The 12,814-nt window shown below is 65.6% G+C and carries 16 protein-coding genes and 3 pseudogenes; 15 read left to right on the top strand and 4 right to left on the bottom strand.

What is annotated here, in order from left to right; translation table 11 throughout:
* Window positions 1-156: 156 nt before the first annotated feature.
* Window positions 157-435: a hypothetical protein gene (locus D3874_RS12115; RefSeq protein ID WP_119778313.1), complete on the top strand. Its 279-nt coding sequence runs from the start codon at window positions 157-159 to the stop codon at window positions 433-435.
* Window positions 436-466: 31 nt separating this feature from the next.
* Entirely contained in the window at window positions 467-760 is a 294-nt protein-coding gene (locus D3874_RS12120) for a type II toxin-antitoxin system RelE/ParE family toxin (protein WP_158595956.1), read from the top strand.
* 116 nt (window positions 761-876) lie between these two features.
* Here D3874_RS12120 and D3874_RS12125 read toward each other — a convergent pair whose 3' ends face one another.
* Complete coding sequence (locus D3874_RS12125; protein WP_119778315.1) at window positions 877-1,245, bottom strand: antibiotic biosynthesis monooxygenase family protein; 369 nt, start codon at window positions 1,243-1,245, stop codon at window positions 877-879.
* Window positions 1,246-1,341: 96 nt separating this feature from the next.
* Here D3874_RS12125 and D3874_RS12130 point away from each other — a divergent pair, with 96 nt between their 5' ends.
* From D3874_RS12130 to D3874_RS12155, 8 genes and pseudogenes are all read left to right on the top strand, one after another.
* Window positions 1,342-1,818 carry a MarR family winged helix-turn-helix transcriptional regulator gene (locus D3874_RS12130; RefSeq protein WP_119778316.1) on the top strand — a complete coding sequence of 159 codons (477 nt, stop codon included), beginning with the start codon at window positions 1,342-1,344 and terminating at the stop codon, window positions 1,816-1,818.
* 57 nt (window positions 1,819-1,875) lie between these two features.
* The gene (locus D3874_RS12135) at window positions 1,876-2,148 is read left to right on the top strand and encodes a hypothetical protein (protein ID WP_119778317.1); all 273 of its coding nucleotides are present in this window, start codon (window positions 1,876-1,878) and stop codon (window positions 2,146-2,148) included.
* Window positions 2,149-2,289: 141 nt separating this feature from the next.
* Window positions 2,290-3,654 (top strand): NAD(P)/FAD-dependent oxidoreductase, encoded by a 1,365-nt coding sequence (locus D3874_RS12140; RefSeq protein ID WP_233559924.1) that lies wholly within the window; start codon window positions 2,290-2,292, stop codon window positions 3,652-3,654.
* Between the two features lie 2 nt (window positions 3,655-3,656).
* Window positions 3,657-4,501, top strand: a pseudogene (locus D3874_RS31590) (DUF1365 domain-containing protein).
* Window positions 4,437-4,772 (top strand): hypothetical protein, encoded by a 336-nt coding sequence (locus D3874_RS29240; RefSeq protein WP_199699032.1) that lies wholly within the window; start codon window positions 4,437-4,439, stop codon window positions 4,770-4,772. The pseudogene D3874_RS31590 and the gene D3874_RS29240 overlap by 65 nt, the downstream one beginning before the upstream one ends.
* A gap of 14 nt (window positions 4,773-4,786) precedes the next feature.
* Window positions 4,787-5,526, top strand: a pseudogene (locus D3874_RS30280) (class I SAM-dependent methyltransferase).
* A 10-nt stretch (window positions 5,527-5,536) separates the two neighbouring features.
* A complete protein-coding gene (locus tag D3874_RS31185; protein ID WP_199699034.1) occupies window positions 5,537-5,692 on the top strand; it encodes a class I SAM-dependent methyltransferase in 156 nt (51 codons plus the stop codon).
* 297 nt (window positions 5,693-5,989) lie between these two features.
* Window positions 5,990-7,263, top strand: a pseudogene (locus D3874_RS12155) (MFS transporter).
* A 108-nt stretch (window positions 7,264-7,371) separates the two neighbouring features.
* Here the strand turns inward: D3874_RS12155 and D3874_RS12160 are convergent.
* Together D3874_RS12160 and D3874_RS12165 are read right to left on the bottom strand one after the other, a co-directional pair.
* Complete coding sequence (locus D3874_RS12160; protein ID WP_158595959.1) at window positions 7,372-7,755, bottom strand: nuclear transport factor 2 family protein; 384 nt, start codon at window positions 7,753-7,755, stop codon at window positions 7,372-7,374.
* 215 nt (window positions 7,756-7,970) lie between these two features.
* Window positions 7,971-8,216: a YMGG-like glycine zipper-containing protein gene (locus D3874_RS12165; protein WP_119778320.1), complete on the bottom strand. Its 246-nt coding sequence runs from the start codon at window positions 8,214-8,216 to the stop codon at window positions 7,971-7,973.
* A 144-nt stretch (window positions 8,217-8,360) separates the two neighbouring features.
* On the opposite strand from D3874_RS12165, the gene D3874_RS12170 reads away from it, so the two are divergent.
* The 5 genes from D3874_RS12170 (at window position 8,361) to D3874_RS12190 (ending at window position 11,882) form a co-directional block, all read left to right on the top strand.
* Window positions 8,361-8,963 (top strand): NUDIX domain-containing protein, encoded by a 603-nt coding sequence (locus D3874_RS12170; protein ID WP_119778321.1) that lies wholly within the window; start codon window positions 8,361-8,363, stop codon window positions 8,961-8,963.
* A gap of 65 nt (window positions 8,964-9,028) precedes the next feature.
* A complete protein-coding gene (locus tag D3874_RS12175; RefSeq protein WP_119778322.1) occupies window positions 9,029-10,027 on the top strand; it encodes a cysteine synthase A in 999 nt (332 codons plus the stop codon).
* 18 nt (window positions 10,028-10,045) lie between these two features.
* Complete coding sequence (gene sseA, locus D3874_RS12180; protein WP_119778323.1) at window positions 10,046-10,891, top strand: 3-mercaptopyruvate sulfurtransferase; 846 nt, start codon at window positions 10,046-10,048, stop codon at window positions 10,889-10,891.
* Window positions 10,891-11,481, top strand: a complete 591-nt coding sequence (locus tag D3874_RS12185) for a GNAT family N-acetyltransferase (protein WP_158595960.1) — start codon at window positions 10,891-10,893, stop codon at window positions 11,479-11,481. Before sseA ends, D3874_RS12185 begins: the two co-directional genes overlap by 1 nt.
* Before the next feature lie 14 nt (window positions 11,482-11,495).
* Complete coding sequence (locus D3874_RS12190; RefSeq protein WP_119778325.1) at window positions 11,496-11,882, top strand: VOC family protein; 387 nt, start codon at window positions 11,496-11,498, stop codon at window positions 11,880-11,882.
* 153 nt (window positions 11,883-12,035) lie between these two features.
* Here D3874_RS12190 and D3874_RS12195 read toward each other — a convergent pair whose 3' ends face one another.
* Window positions 12,036-12,809, bottom strand: a complete 774-nt coding sequence (locus D3874_RS12195; protein WP_119778326.1) for an amino acid ABC transporter ATP-binding protein — start codon at window positions 12,807-12,809, stop codon at window positions 12,036-12,038.
* Window positions 12,810-12,814 lie beyond the last annotated feature (5 nt).

The following is a 12,814-nucleotide window of genomic DNA, read 5'->3' on the forward strand; positions in this document are numbered from 1 at the left end:
AGGAAGCAATCCCTGACCCCTGATGCGTTTTGGGGCAATCGGGGCAGCAATCGACGCGGTCAGTCCCTTGCCCTTGCCCGCCGGGCCGCGACAATCACATCACCAATACCATCTAAGCCAATTTGACCGCCGACAGGCACCGGGTATGATTGGATCATGACCACGACGGCCCGACAGGAAATCGCCAAGATTCGAGAAGCGCTCGATGCGTTGGAGCGCCGTCTCGACGCCGGCGACCTCGAGCAGGATTTCGGGCCCGCACCTACCGGCGCTGACCTCGACGTTTGGTTGGAGCGTAACCAAGACGCCCTGATGGAAACCCTGCGCGAAGGGGACGAGCAGCTCGCCCGTGGGGAATACCGCGAAGGTACTGCTGCGGAGCTCCATGACTACTTCGCCGAGAAGTATCGCCGCCGCTACACCACACAAACCTGAGCGCAGTTTTCTGTGTATGACGCAGCGGCGATTGAAGTTTCTTTCGGCGGCCGAGGCTGACCTCGACGAGATCGAAGAGTACATTCGCAGCAAGGATGGTGCCCTCAGGGCTGCCCGCATCCGCGGCGAAATCTTCCACCGCATCGATCTTCTGACTGCCATGCCAGGCATGGGAGCGCGCCGAAAGGCACCTGACGGGAGAATCCTTCGCTTCACGGCCGTGATGCGCTGGTGGATCATCTACGAAGACCGGGAAGCCGAAAACGTCGTCGTCATTCGTCGGATCGTCGATAGTGCCCGTCAGCTCAAAAACCTGATCTTCTAGCGCCAGATTACCGCGCCTGCTCGCCCACCACCCTCAATCGATGAAGGAACTCCGGTGGCGATTGCATCGCCATGTCCGCAACCCACCCTCAATCGTCAGCTTTTCGGAGAGCGGCTCTAGGCGACGCAGATGCCCGGGACTGCGAGCTTCTGGAACAGGTGCGGCGAGGCAATTGCCGAGGGCGGATAGGCGGAGAGTTTTGCCCGGAATGCCGGATGGGTGAAGGCGGCCCGGAAGGCGGCCGTCGATTCCCAGATCGCATAGTTGAGATAGGTCGGGCTTTCGCCGATGGCGCGGTGAAGCTGGGTCGAGATGAAGCCCGGCTGCTGCTTCATGAATGCCGCATCGTCCTGCCACACCCGGAGGAAGGTCTGCTCGTCGGCCTTGTCGAGCGTGAAGACGTTCACCAGGACGACGGCGGCGGCATCGATCGCGACCTGGCGTTCGATCGGAAAGGCAGGATCGAGGGGGCGTATCAGGGACATGGCTGGCTCCGTCTAATTGGCATCATCGTGTCAATATGGTATTATATACCTATACTGAATCGACATCATGATGTCAATAACGCTGCAGGATGACCAATGCGCGCTACCAAGCGAACCCCGGCCGGCGATGCCTTGAGCGATCTCGTCCTCGACCTGTTCCGGCTGAACAGCCGCATGCTCGCCGCGGGCGACCGGCTGGTTGCCGGCCTGGGCTTGACCAGCGCGCGCTGGCAGATCCTGGGCGCCATCACCGCCGCCGGGCGCCCCCAGCCGGTGGCGTGGCTCGCCCGCGACTTAGGTGCCAATCGCCAGAACGTGCAGCGGATCGTCAACGATCTGCACAAGGACGGGTTCGTCGCCTTTGAGGCCAACCCGCACCACCGGCGGGCGCAGCTCGTCGTGCTGACCGACAAGGGAAAACGCGCCTTCGAGGCGGCCATGCGCTTGCAGGCGCCTTGGATCAACCACCTCTCGGACGGCCTCTCGATCAAGGACATGGAGACCGTCCACCGCGTCGTCACGGCGCTGCGGACAAAACTGGAAGGCAGCGACGAACCGGACGAACAGGCCTGATCGCCGGTTCTGTGGTCCGTCCTTTCGCTTTCTCGCGGTCGCGCTATCCTGCTGGCCATGAACTGGCTGGATACCCTGCTGATCACCGCGATTGCCCTGGCTGCCGGCGGCCTGTGGCTGCTCGCCGTGGTCTCGATGCTCCAGGCCCTGCAACATCGCCGGCCCGAGACCTCCCTGCTGGGCTTGCTGGTCACCAGCCGGGTGCTGACCCGGCCCGACCTGTTCACCGACCAGGCGCAGCCCTATCTGAAGCGCTTGCGGTTGGCCTTCATCGGCTTCTTCGTGGTGATCTTGCTGGCGGCGGGCCTGGCCATCCTGCTCAGCCGATGAACGGGATTGCGACCGACCGGCCCGCTGCCATGAGCACGAACACCCAGGTCGGCAAGCTGTCGTAGAGTCGCGGGATAGCCCCAGGCAAATCCATCCCGCATTGCTGCGCGTATAGCGTTTGAACACGCACGTGACATCGAGATGCCAGCAGACGCCAGTTTCCCCATCATCGATCGTGGCCGGGCCCATGACGGCGGCATGGCAGGCCCCAGGCGCATCGCCGTGGTCGGCACCGGCATTGCCGGCCTTGCCGCCGCCTATTTCCTGAAAGATCGCCACGACGTCGTGGTCTACGAGAAGGACGCCCGCCTGGGCGGCCACGCCAACACCGTCACGGTCGATTACGACGGGGCCGGGATCGCCGTCGATACCGGCTTCATCGTCTATAACGAGGTCAATTACCCCGAACTCGCGCGCCTGTTCGCCGACCTGGGGGTCGAGACCGACGCGAGCAACATGAGCTTCTCGGTCTCCGCCGGTGACGGGGCGCTGGAATGGGCGGGCGACAATCTGCGTACCGTGTTCGCGCAGAAGCGCAACCTGGCACGTCCCCGTTTCCTGGGCATGCTGCGCGACATCGCGCGCTTCAATCGCCAGGCCGCGATCGACCTGGGCACCGGCGGCCTGGGCGACCTGAGCCTGGGCGACTATATCGCCCGCGGCCGCTATGGCGACGCTTTCAGGCGCGACTACCTGTTGCCCATGGGCGCGGCGATCTGGTCGACCCCGGCGGCCGACATGATGGCCTTTCCGGCTGCCAGCTTCATCCGTTTCTTCAACAACCACGCGCTGCTGCGCGGCCTCGACGATCGTCACCAGTGGCGCACGGTGCGGGGCGGCAGCCAGCGCTATGTGAACAGGATCGCAGCGGCCTTGGGCGCCCGGGTGCGCCTCGCCTGCCCCGTGGTGGCGATCGAACGCGATGCCTTCGGGGTTACGCTGCGTGATGCCGGCGGTCACCAGGACCGCTTCGACGAGGTGGTGCTGGCGACCCATGGCGACCAGGCGCTGAAACTGTTGGCCACACCCACTGACGCCGAACGGCGCCTGTTGGGCGCCTTCCGCTATGCCGGCAATCACGCGGTGCTGCATCGCGACCCGACGCTGATGCCCAGGCGCCGCGCCATCTGGTCGAGCTGGAACTACCTCTCCTCGCGGGCCGATCGCCGGGACGAGTGCCGCACGGTCTCGCTCTGCTACTGGATGAACCGGCTGCAGAACATCGATCACGACCGGCCCCTGTTCGTGTCCTTGAATCCGCCGCGCAACCTGCGGGAAGATCTGGTGTTCGCCCGCTTCGACTACGAGCATCCGATGTTCGACGCCGCCGCCATCGCCGCCCAGCGTCGCCTGGCCGAGATCCAGGGCGCCAACCGCGTCTGGTTCGCCGGCAGCTATTGCGGCAACGGCTTTCACGAGGACGGCCTGCGTGCCGCGATCGCCGTCGCCAATGCGCTGGACGCGCCGCCGGCCTGGGCAGCCGAACGCCGGCTCGCGGCGGAGTGACCATGCCGCCCGCCGCCGCCACCCGCCCATCCGCCGCGCTCTACCTGGGCCGCGTGTTCCACGGCCGCTGGCGGCCCGTGCGCCATGCCTTCCGCTACCGTGTCTTTTCGCTGCTGCTGGATCTCGACAGCCTGGGGGAGACCGCGCGCCGGTCGCGCCTGTTCTCGTGGAATCGCTTCAATGTCCTGTCGTTCCACGACCGCGACCATGGCCCCCGCGACGGCGCACCCCTGCGCCCCTGGGTCGAAGCGCAATTGCTGGCCGCAGGTCTTGGCGGGCTGGCCGGCGGGCCGATCGACATCCTGTGCTTTCCGCGCCTGTGGGGCTTCGTGTTCGATCCGCTGACGGTCTACTACTGTTTCGCCAGCGACGGCCGCCTGGGCGCCATCGTCTACGAGGTGAAGAACACCTTCGGCGGCCAGCACGCCTATGCCATGGCGGTTGCCGATCGCAATGAGGCCACGATTCGCCAGCACGCTGCCAAGGGCTTCTACGTCTCGCCCTTCATCGCCATGGCCGCGGACTATGCTTCCGCCTGAACCGCCCCGGCGAGACGCTGCGGGTGGCCATCGACGCGCACGACGCGGATGGCCGGCTGCTGCTCGCCACCCTGGACGGCCGGCGCCGTCCTTTCACCGATCTGTCACTCGCCCGTGCCATTCTTGGCCACCCGTTGATGACGCTTAAAGTGTTTGCCGCGATTCACTGGCAAGCCCTGCGCCTTTGGCTGAAGGGTGCGCCCTATCATCCCAAACCCGAAGCCCCGACCCCGGAGCACGTTCATGAGCTTGTCGTCGACCACCGATCGCGCCCCGGAAACCGCCAATCACGGCATCGTCGAACTTGACCAGGCGCTGAACCTGCCCGGCTTGACCCGCTGGACACGGCTGGTGCTGCACCTCGCCCGCCGCCTCGAATACGGCACGATCCTGGTCACCCTGCCCGAGGGCCCGACGGTCGCCCTGCGCGGCCGCACGCCCGGGCCGAGCGTCGATTTCATCATGCGCGACCAGGGGCTGTCGCGGCGCCTGCTGCTGCGCGGCGGCCTGGGCTTTGCCGAAGCTATCTGGACGGCGAATGGGAGACGCCCGATCTTGCTGCCCTGCTCGGCGTCTTGAACGTCAACGAGGCGATGCTGGAAGAGATCTGGAACGGCAAGCCCTGGGCCCGGGCGTTGAGCCGGATCGGCCATTTCTTCAATCGCAATTCCAAGGCGGGCAGCCGGCGCAATATCGCCCATCACTACGACCTGGGAAATCGCTTCTACGGCGAATGGCTCGACCCGACCATGACCTATTCCGCCGCCGTGTTCGAGCAGCCGGGGCAAGATCTGGCACAAGCCCAGAATGCCAAGTACGACCTCCTGGCCGGCAAGATCGCCCTGCAGCCCGGCGAGCATGTGCTGGAGGTCGGTTGCGGCTGGGGCGGCTTTGCCGAGCGCGCGGCCAAGCAGCACGGCGCCAAGGTCACCTCGATCACCATTTCGGCCGAACAGCACGCCTTTGCCGCCAAGCGCATCTTCGAGGCCGGCCTGGCCGACCGGTCGAGGTCCGCCTGACCGACTACCGCGACGTTACGGGCCAGTTCGACAAGATCGCCTCGATCGAAATGTTCGAGGCGGTGGGCGAGCGCTATTGGCCGACCTATTTCGGCTGCCTCCGCGACCGGTTGAAGCCGGGCGGCGTGGCCGGCCTGCAGGTGATCACCATCGCCGACCGGCATTTCGCGAAATATCGGCGGGGGGTCGATTTCATCCAGAAATACGTCTTCCCCGGCGGCATGCTGCCCAGCCCGAGCGAATTCACCAAGGTGGCCGCCGCCGCCGCCTGCACGAGCGCGGCCGCAGCACCCACGGCCTCGACTATGCGATGACCTTGCAGCTTTGGCGCGATCGCTTCGAGGCGGCCTGGACCCGCATCCGCCCCTGGGCTTCGACGAACGCTTCCGCCGGCTGTGGAACTACTACCTGACCTATTGCGAGGCGGGATTTCGCACCGGATCGATCGACGTGATGCAAGTCGCACTTTCCAAGGGCTAATATCTGGGCGGCATGTTCGCCTTGCTGGCTTTGGCAACACTGGCCATAATCCCGCTCCATTTCTTGCGACGTGTGAGCCACCTCACAGCCGCGCGCCGTGCAGGAACACCAAGAATGGGACGGCGATGAAGCAATGCCTGCGGCACGACTTCGGGCCCGGACCCATCCATGTGATGCAGGTAGCACTAGAGCGTGGTTGATTCACTCAAGTCTCGTCTCCCGGCCTTGCAGGTTTGGCTCTACGGTCTGCCCGCCCTGGCCCTGACCTCGGTCGGCATTCCCCTTCTTCTGTACCTCGTGCCTTTCTATACCGAAGAGCGGGGCATCCACCCCGAGGCGGTGGGCGGCATCCTGTTTGCGGTGCGCCTGGCCGATGCGCTGTTCGATCCCACCTTCGGGACGATCTCCGACCGCTTCCACACCCGCTGGGGCGGCGGCGGCCCTGGTTGTTCGTCGGCACGATCCTGCTGATCGTTGCCATCTGGCACACCTTCCTGCCGCCCGAGACCATCACCTGGCGCTACTTCCTGTTCTGGATGATCGTGCTCTATGCGAGCTGGACCATGGTCATCGTGCCCTATGCCGCCTGGGGCGCCGAGCTGACTGGCGACTTCGACGAACGCACCAGGGTCGCCGGCATCCGCGAACTGTTCCTGCTGATCGGCACGGTGCTGGCCGCCTCGGTGCCGACCGTCCTCAAATCCATGGGTTACGAGGGCCAGGGCGCCACCCTGGCGGCGATTGCCGTCTTCGTCATCGTCGGCCTGCCGATTGCCATCGGCCTGCTGTTCTGGAAGGTGCCCGAACCGGCGGTCATCGCCAGCCCCCATGTCCATAGCTGGCGCGCGGGCTTCGATGCCATCCGCAAGAACGGCCCCTTTGCCCGCCTGATCAGCGCCTTCCTGCTGAACGCGACCGCCCAGGCGATGGTCGCCACCCTGTTCTTCTTCTATGTGAAATATGTCCTGGGCGCCGGCACCTCGGGGCCCTATCTGCTGCTGACCTATTTCATCTCCGGCATCGTTGCGGTGCCGGTCTGGATGCGGCTGGCCGAGCGCTTCGGCAAGCACCGGACCTGGGCCTTCTCGATGATCTCGTCGGCGCTGATCTTCCTGATCACGCCGTTCCTGGGCGTCGGCGACGTCTGGATCTTCGGGGTGATCTCGGTGCTGACCGGGTTCAGCCTGGGCTGCGACCAGATCCTGGCCGCCTCGATGCAGGCCGACGTGGTCGATATCGATTCGATCCGTTCGGGCCAGCAGCGCGCCGGGCTCTATTTCGCGCTGTGGAACATGGTGACCAAGCTGGCCGGCGGGATCGCGGCCGGCATCACCCTGCCGCTGCTGGGCTACTATGGCTTCATCGCCGACGGCCGGACCAACCCGGCCAGCGCGCTCGCTGCCCTGACCGTGCTGTTCGCGGTGGTGCCGCCGATCCTGCGCCTGCTCTCGGTCTGGATCATCTGGAACTACCCGATCACCCGCGAACGCCATGCCAAGCTTCGGGCCTTGATGGAACGCAAGCTGGCGCGCCGGGCCGCGGCGGCCGAGGCGGCCGCCGCGAAGGGCTGATCGGCGGCCTTACGCCGCGGCGGCGGGGCAGATCATCAGTGAAACGGACTACAGGGTTTCGATCCGGCGTTTGACGATGCGGAGAATCCAGCCCAGGAGCGGCAGCCGTTAATAGAACTGGCCGGCATCCCAGTGATCGACGTGCTGGACGGCAAGGCCGGTCACCGGATCGAAACTGACCTGGCTGAGGCCGTTGATGACCCAGGGATCCCGCTTGGGCCAGCGGCGCAGTTGATAGGACATGGTCCAGACCATGATACCCTGCGAGCCGTTGGCAAAGCGTTCGGTGACCTTGAAGCGGATGCCTGAGCAATCGGCGAAGAGCTTGGCGAAGATGAGCTGCACCCGATCGATGCCCATCACCTCGCTGAAGGGATCCCTGAAACGGATACGCGGGTCCATCACCTGATAAAGCGTCGCGACGCTGCCGGCGTCCAATTGCTCGAGCACTGCCGAGTAACGGGCAAGCGCCGCATACGCTTTGCTATTCATTCTTATTGTTTTCCTGTGCTGCATGCTACCAGTGAGAGAAACACGCATACGGCAAACGGCGGAGCAACTTCAAGGGGGATGGGAACGTGAGGCGCCGCATGAGGGCCATGCGCGCTACCGAAGAAATCGATCTCGTTGGGATCACCGGGCCCCGGCGGCAAAAAGCCCCGCCTCCTTGACGGAGGCGGGGCTTGCGGTTTTGTGATCGGGTCGGATCAACGGCGGCGCTTGTAGTCGTCATCGTCCGCGGTCAGGGCACCGATCGCGGCACCGGCACCGCCACCGATCAGTGCGCCGGTCAGGGCGCTGCCGCCGGTCAAGGCACCCACCAGCGCACCGCCGCCGGCACCGATGGCACCGCCGGTCACCGCCCGCCGTTCCTGATGATTGAGGCCGGAGCAAGCGCCCAGGCCGAGTGCGCCGGCCAGAGCCAAGGCGGCAAAGGTCTTGGACTGATACATGGTAGTCTCCTTAACCACTTTGGATGTCACGAGGCAGGCCCCGCGTATTCCATGGGAAATCAACAGCAGGTTCAGGGGTTGGTTCCAAAGAACCTGAAGTCTCCCTATAATCCATTGAAAGTGCTTTTGTTTTTGTGAGAGGCGATGATGGAACGAACGGTCCAGATCCTGTCCTACGAGACCGTGCATAAGGGTTTTTATCCAAAATCCGTCCTGCGCCTGCGGCACTCGCTGTTCCGCGGCGGATTGAGCGCCGAGGTGAGCCGCGACGTGCTGGAACTGGGCGCCGCCTCGGTGGTCCTGCCCTACGATCCCAGGACCGATTCGATCCTGCTGGTCGAGCAGTTCCGCATCGCGCCCTATCTGATGGACGAGGAACCCTGGCTGCTGGAAGCCATCGCCGGCCGCGCCGAAGACGGGGAAGCCGCCGACGTGGCGGCGGCCCGCGAGGCCCGGGAAGAAGCGAACATCGAATTGACCGCGCTTGCGCGCGCCGGCATCGGCTATCCCTCGCCCGGCGGCCTGAAGGAACTGACCACCATCTTCGTGGGCTGCTGCAATCTTGCCGGTGTCGATGGCGGCGTCCACGGCGCGGCGGACGAAAGCGAGGATATCCGCGTGCGGGTGATCGCGGTCGACGAGGCCCTGGCCATGGCGGCAAGCGGCACCCTGCGGGCCCTTTCCGCCCTGGTGGCCCTGTACTGGCTGGCGCTCCATCGGGCCGATCTGCGGCGCCGCTGGGCTTGAACCGGTGGGCAGGCGCCGCTAGGGTCGCTGCAACATTCAAAAAACCCCCAGATCGACCCCTCCCCATGGCGATTCGCAAAGATTTCATCGACACCATCGGCAACACACCGCTGATCCGCCTGCACGCCGCCTCGCAGGCGACCGGCTGCGAGATCCTCGGCAAGGCCGAGTTCCTCAATCCCGGCGGCTCGGTCAAGGACCGCGCGGCGCTGGCCATCGTGCGCGATGCCGAGGAGCGCGGCCTGTTGCGCCCTGGCGGCGTCATCGTCGAGGGCACGGCCGGCAATACCGGCATCGGCCTCGCCCTGGTCGGCAACGCCCTGGGCTACCGCACGGTCATCGTGATGCCCGAGACCCAGTCCCAGGAAAAGAAGGATATGCTGCGCCTGTGCGGCGCCGACCTTCGCCTGGTGCCGGCCGTGCCCTACGCCAACCCCATGAACTATGTGAAATACTCGGGCCGCCTGGCCGAGGAGATCGCGGCGGGCGAGCCCAACGGCGCGATCTGGGCCAACCAGTTCGACAACGTCGCCAACCGCCGCGGCCATTACGAGACCACCGGGCCGGAGATCTGGGCAGACACCGCCGGCAGGATCGACGGTTTCGTCAGCGCCGTCGGCTCGGGCGGGACGCTGGGCGGCGTGGCGCTATACCTCAAGGAACAGAACAGCAAAGTGGTGATCGCCCTGGCCGATCCGCCGGGGGCCGCCCTCTACAGCTACTACAAGACCGGCGAATTGAAGGCCGAAGGCACCTCGATCACCGAGGGCATCGGCCAGGGCCGCATCACCGCCAACCTCGAGGGCGTGCCGGTCGACGTCGCCTTCCAGATTCCCGACGAGGAATCGCTGCCGATCTGCTTCGACCTGCTCAAGCACGAAGGCCTGTGCCTGGGCGGCTCGTCCGGCGTCAATGTCGCCGGGGCCATTCGCCTGGCCCGGGAGCTGGGGCCGGGTCACACGATCGTCACCATCCTGTGCGACTACGGCACCCGCTACCAAAGCAAGATGTTCAACCCGGAATTCCTCAAGGCGCGGAACCTGCCGACGCCCGACTGGCTGTGACTGCGGAGCACCGATCCAATGCCCAATGCGACCGGACTCGTTTCGACTGCGTGGCTCGCCGAGCATCTGAGTGCACCCGACGTGCGGGTGATCGATGCCTCCTGGTACCTGCCCGATGCCAATCGCGACCCCAAGGCCGAATACCGCGAGGGTCACATCCCCGGCGCGGCGTTCTTCGACATCGACGAGATCGCCGACCTGACCTCGCCCCTGCCCCACATGCTGCCGCCGCTCGAGAAATTCGCCTCGCGCGTGCGCAAGATGGGCCTGGGCGACGGCAATCGCATCGTCGTCTATGACGGCGGCGCGCCCTTCGCCGCGGCCCGCGTGTGGTGGATGTTCAGGGCTTTCGGCCACGACGATGTCATGGTGCTGGACGGCGGCATCGCCAGATGGAAGGCCGAGGGCCGCCCGCTCGACGACCTGCCGCCGGCCCCGCGCGAACGCCACTTCACCGCGCGCCAGAACACCATGCTGCTGCGCAGCTACGACCAGGTGCGGGCCAACCTCGTCAGCCACCGCGAACAGGTGGTGGATGCGCGCAGTGCCGCACGTTTCACCGGCGCGGTGCCCGAACCGCGGCCGGGCCTGAAGCGCGGCCACATCCCCGGCTCGGTCAACCTGCCCTCGACCGAATTGCTCGATCCCGTGACCGGCGTCTTCCTCGACAAGCCCGCCCTGCGCGCCAAGATCGAGGCCGCCGGCATCGACCCCAACAAGGCGGTGGTGTGCAGTTGCGGCTCGGGTGTGACGGCGGCCATCGTCATGCTGGCCCTGCACGAGATCGGCGCCCGCAGCGTCTCGCTCTACGACGGCTCCTGGGCCGAATGGGGCGCACGCGAGGATGCCCCGGTCGAGGTCTGATGACCACGCCCGCCAGCGAGCTGCCGCCGGCGGACTGGACGGAAACGTCCGGCCCGGTGGCGGAGAGCCGCATCACCTACCTGGAGATGACGGCGCGCCCCTCGCCCCGGCGGGCACCGCCCCCGCTCGATGCCCATGCCCTGATCCGGGTCGAGGAACCGCCGGTGGCCTATTTCCGCTGGCTGTATCACTATGTCGGGCGCGACTGGATGTGGGTGGACCGGCGCCGCTGGGATGATCAGCGTCTCGCCCAGCATCTGGCCGCCCCGGGCTATGCGCTTTACGTGCTGTCCCTGAAAGGCGCACCGGCAGGCTTCTTCGAGCTGGTCGCCCTGGACGGCGGCCAGCGCGTCGACCTCGGCCTGTTCGGCATCGCGCCCGATTTCATCGGCCGCCGGCTGGGGCCGTTCCTGCTCGACCAGGCGATCCAGCTTGCCTGGGAGCGCGGCCCGCAGCGCGTCACGGTCGATACCTGCACGCTGGACCATCCCAAGGCCCTGATCCTCTATCAGCGCTTCGGCTTTGCGCCCTATGCCACCCGCGAACGCCTCGTTTGGCCACTGGGCCCCGGCTTGAGGGGCCTCACCTGACCCGGGAGAGACCGATGCATCGCAGCCGCCTGGCAGGCTTCATCATCGACTGCCGTACCGACGACCTGGACGGTGCCGCGACCTTCTGGGGCCGGGCCCTGGGGCTGGAGCCCAATCGCTCGAGTGGCGACCCGGAAGATTCGGGTTACATCCCGTTCCACCGCGAAGACCCCAACGACATCAACATCGAAGTCCAGCGCGTGGAGCACGACAGCCGGGTCCACCTGGATATCGAGACCGACAATGTCGAGGCCGAGGTCGAACGCCTGCTGGGCATCGGCGCCAAGGTGGTGAAGCGCATTCACACCTGGTGCGTGATGGAGGCGCCGACGGGCCACCGCTTCTGCGTGGTGCGCGCCAGCAGCTCGAAATTCGCGCAAGAGGCGACGGTCTGGCCGTGACCGGCTACGCCCCCTCGCCCAGGTCCACACCACTCTTAATCGTTATGGCCGGGCTTGTCCCGGCCATCCACGCGGACACCGACCTCACCGAGTTCACGTGGATGACCGGGACAAGCCCGGTCATGACGAACTTGGAAGGTAGCGGGGTGCCGCTCAGTGCAGGATCTGCGACAGGAAGAGACGGGTGCGGTCGCTCCTGGGATTGGCGAAGAATTCGTTGGGTTCGTTCTGTTCCACGATCTCGCCGCGGTCCATGAAGATCACCCGGTTCGCCACCTGGCGGGCAAAGCCCATTTCGTGGGTCACGCACAGCATGGTCATGCCCTCTTCCGCGAGGCTGACCATGGTGTCGAGCACTTCCTTGACCATTTCCGGGTCGAGCGCCGAGGTCGGCTCGTCGAACAGCATGATCTTGGGGTTCATGCACAGCGAGCGGGCGATCGCCACGCGCTGCTGCTGGCCGCCTGAAAGCTGGCCGGGGAACTTGTTCGCCTGCTCGGGGATGCGCACCCGCTTCAGGTATTTCATCGCGATTTCTTCGGCGTCCTTCTTGGGCATGCCGCGCACCCAGATGGGGGCCAGCGTGCAGTTCTGCAAGACGGTCAGGTGCGGGAACAGGTTGAAGTGCTGGAACACCATGCCGACCTCGCGGCGGATCTCGTCGATCTTCTTGAGGTCGTTGGTGAGCTCGATATTGTCGACGACGATCTTGCCCTTCTGGTGTTCTTCCAGCCGGTTGATGCAGCGGATCATGGTCGACTTGCCCGAGCCCGAGGGCCCGCAGATGACGATGCGTTCGCCCCGGTAGACGCTGAGGTTGATGTTCCGCAGGACGTGGAACTCCCCGTACCACTTGTTCACGTCGACCAGTTCGATGGCGAGCTTGTCGGATACAGGCGGTGTGGCGGTCGCGGTTTGAGTGCTCATCTGCG

The organism is Oleomonas cavernae, assembly GCF_003590945.1.
In the GTDB taxonomy this organism is placed as follows: domain Bacteria; phylum Pseudomonadota; class Alphaproteobacteria; order Zavarziniales; family Zavarziniaceae; genus Zavarzinia; species Zavarzinia cavernae.

Coding starts and splice junctions, on each gene's coding strand:
- D3874_RS12195 (WP_119778326.1), bottom strand. CDS start 12,809: ATGAGCACTCAAACCGCGACCGCCACACCGCCTGTATCCGACAAGCTC.
- D3874_RS12160 (WP_158595959.1), bottom strand. CDS start 7,755: ATGAATAGCAAAGCGTATGCGGCGCTTGCCCGTTACTCGGCAGTGCTC.
- D3874_RS12165 (WP_119778320.1), bottom strand. CDS start 8,216: ATGTATCAGTCCAAGACCTTTGCCGCCTTGGCTCTGGCCGGCGCACTC.
- D3874_RS29240 (WP_199699032.1), top strand. CDS start 4,437: ATGAGCTTGTCGTCGACCACCGATCGCGCCCCGGAAACCGCCAATCAC.
- D3874_RS12170 (WP_119778321.1), top strand. CDS start 8,361: ATGATGGAACGAACGGTCCAGATCCTGTCCTACGAGACCGTGCATAAG.
- D3874_RS12125 (WP_119778315.1), bottom strand. CDS start 1,245: ATGTCCCTGATACGCCCCCTCGATCCTGCCTTTCCGATCGAACGCCAG.
- D3874_RS12190 (WP_119778325.1), top strand. CDS start 11,496: ATGCATCGCAGCCGCCTGGCAGGCTTCATCATCGACTGCCGTACCGAC.
- D3874_RS12140 (WP_233559924.1), top strand. CDS start 2,290: ATGCCAGCAGACGCCAGTTTCCCCATCATCGATCGTGGCCGGGCCCAT.
- D3874_RS12115 (WP_119778313.1), top strand. CDS start 157: ATGACCACGACGGCCCGACAGGAAATCGCCAAGATTCGAGAAGCGCTC.
- D3874_RS12185 (WP_158595960.1), top strand. CDS start 10,891: ATGACCACGCCCGCCAGCGAGCTGCCGCCGGCGGACTGGACGGAAACG.
- D3874_RS12130 (WP_119778316.1), top strand. CDS start 1,342: ATGCGCGCTACCAAGCGAACCCCGGCCGGCGATGCCTTGAGCGATCTC.
- D3874_RS12135 (WP_119778317.1), top strand. CDS start 1,876: ATGAACTGGCTGGATACCCTGCTGATCACCGCGATTGCCCTGGCTGCC.
- sseA (WP_119778323.1), top strand. CDS start 10,046: ATGCCCAATGCGACCGGACTCGTTTCGACTGCGTGGCTCGCCGAGCAT.
- D3874_RS12175 (WP_119778322.1), top strand. CDS start 9,029: ATGGCGATTCGCAAAGATTTCATCGACACCATCGGCAACACACCGCTG.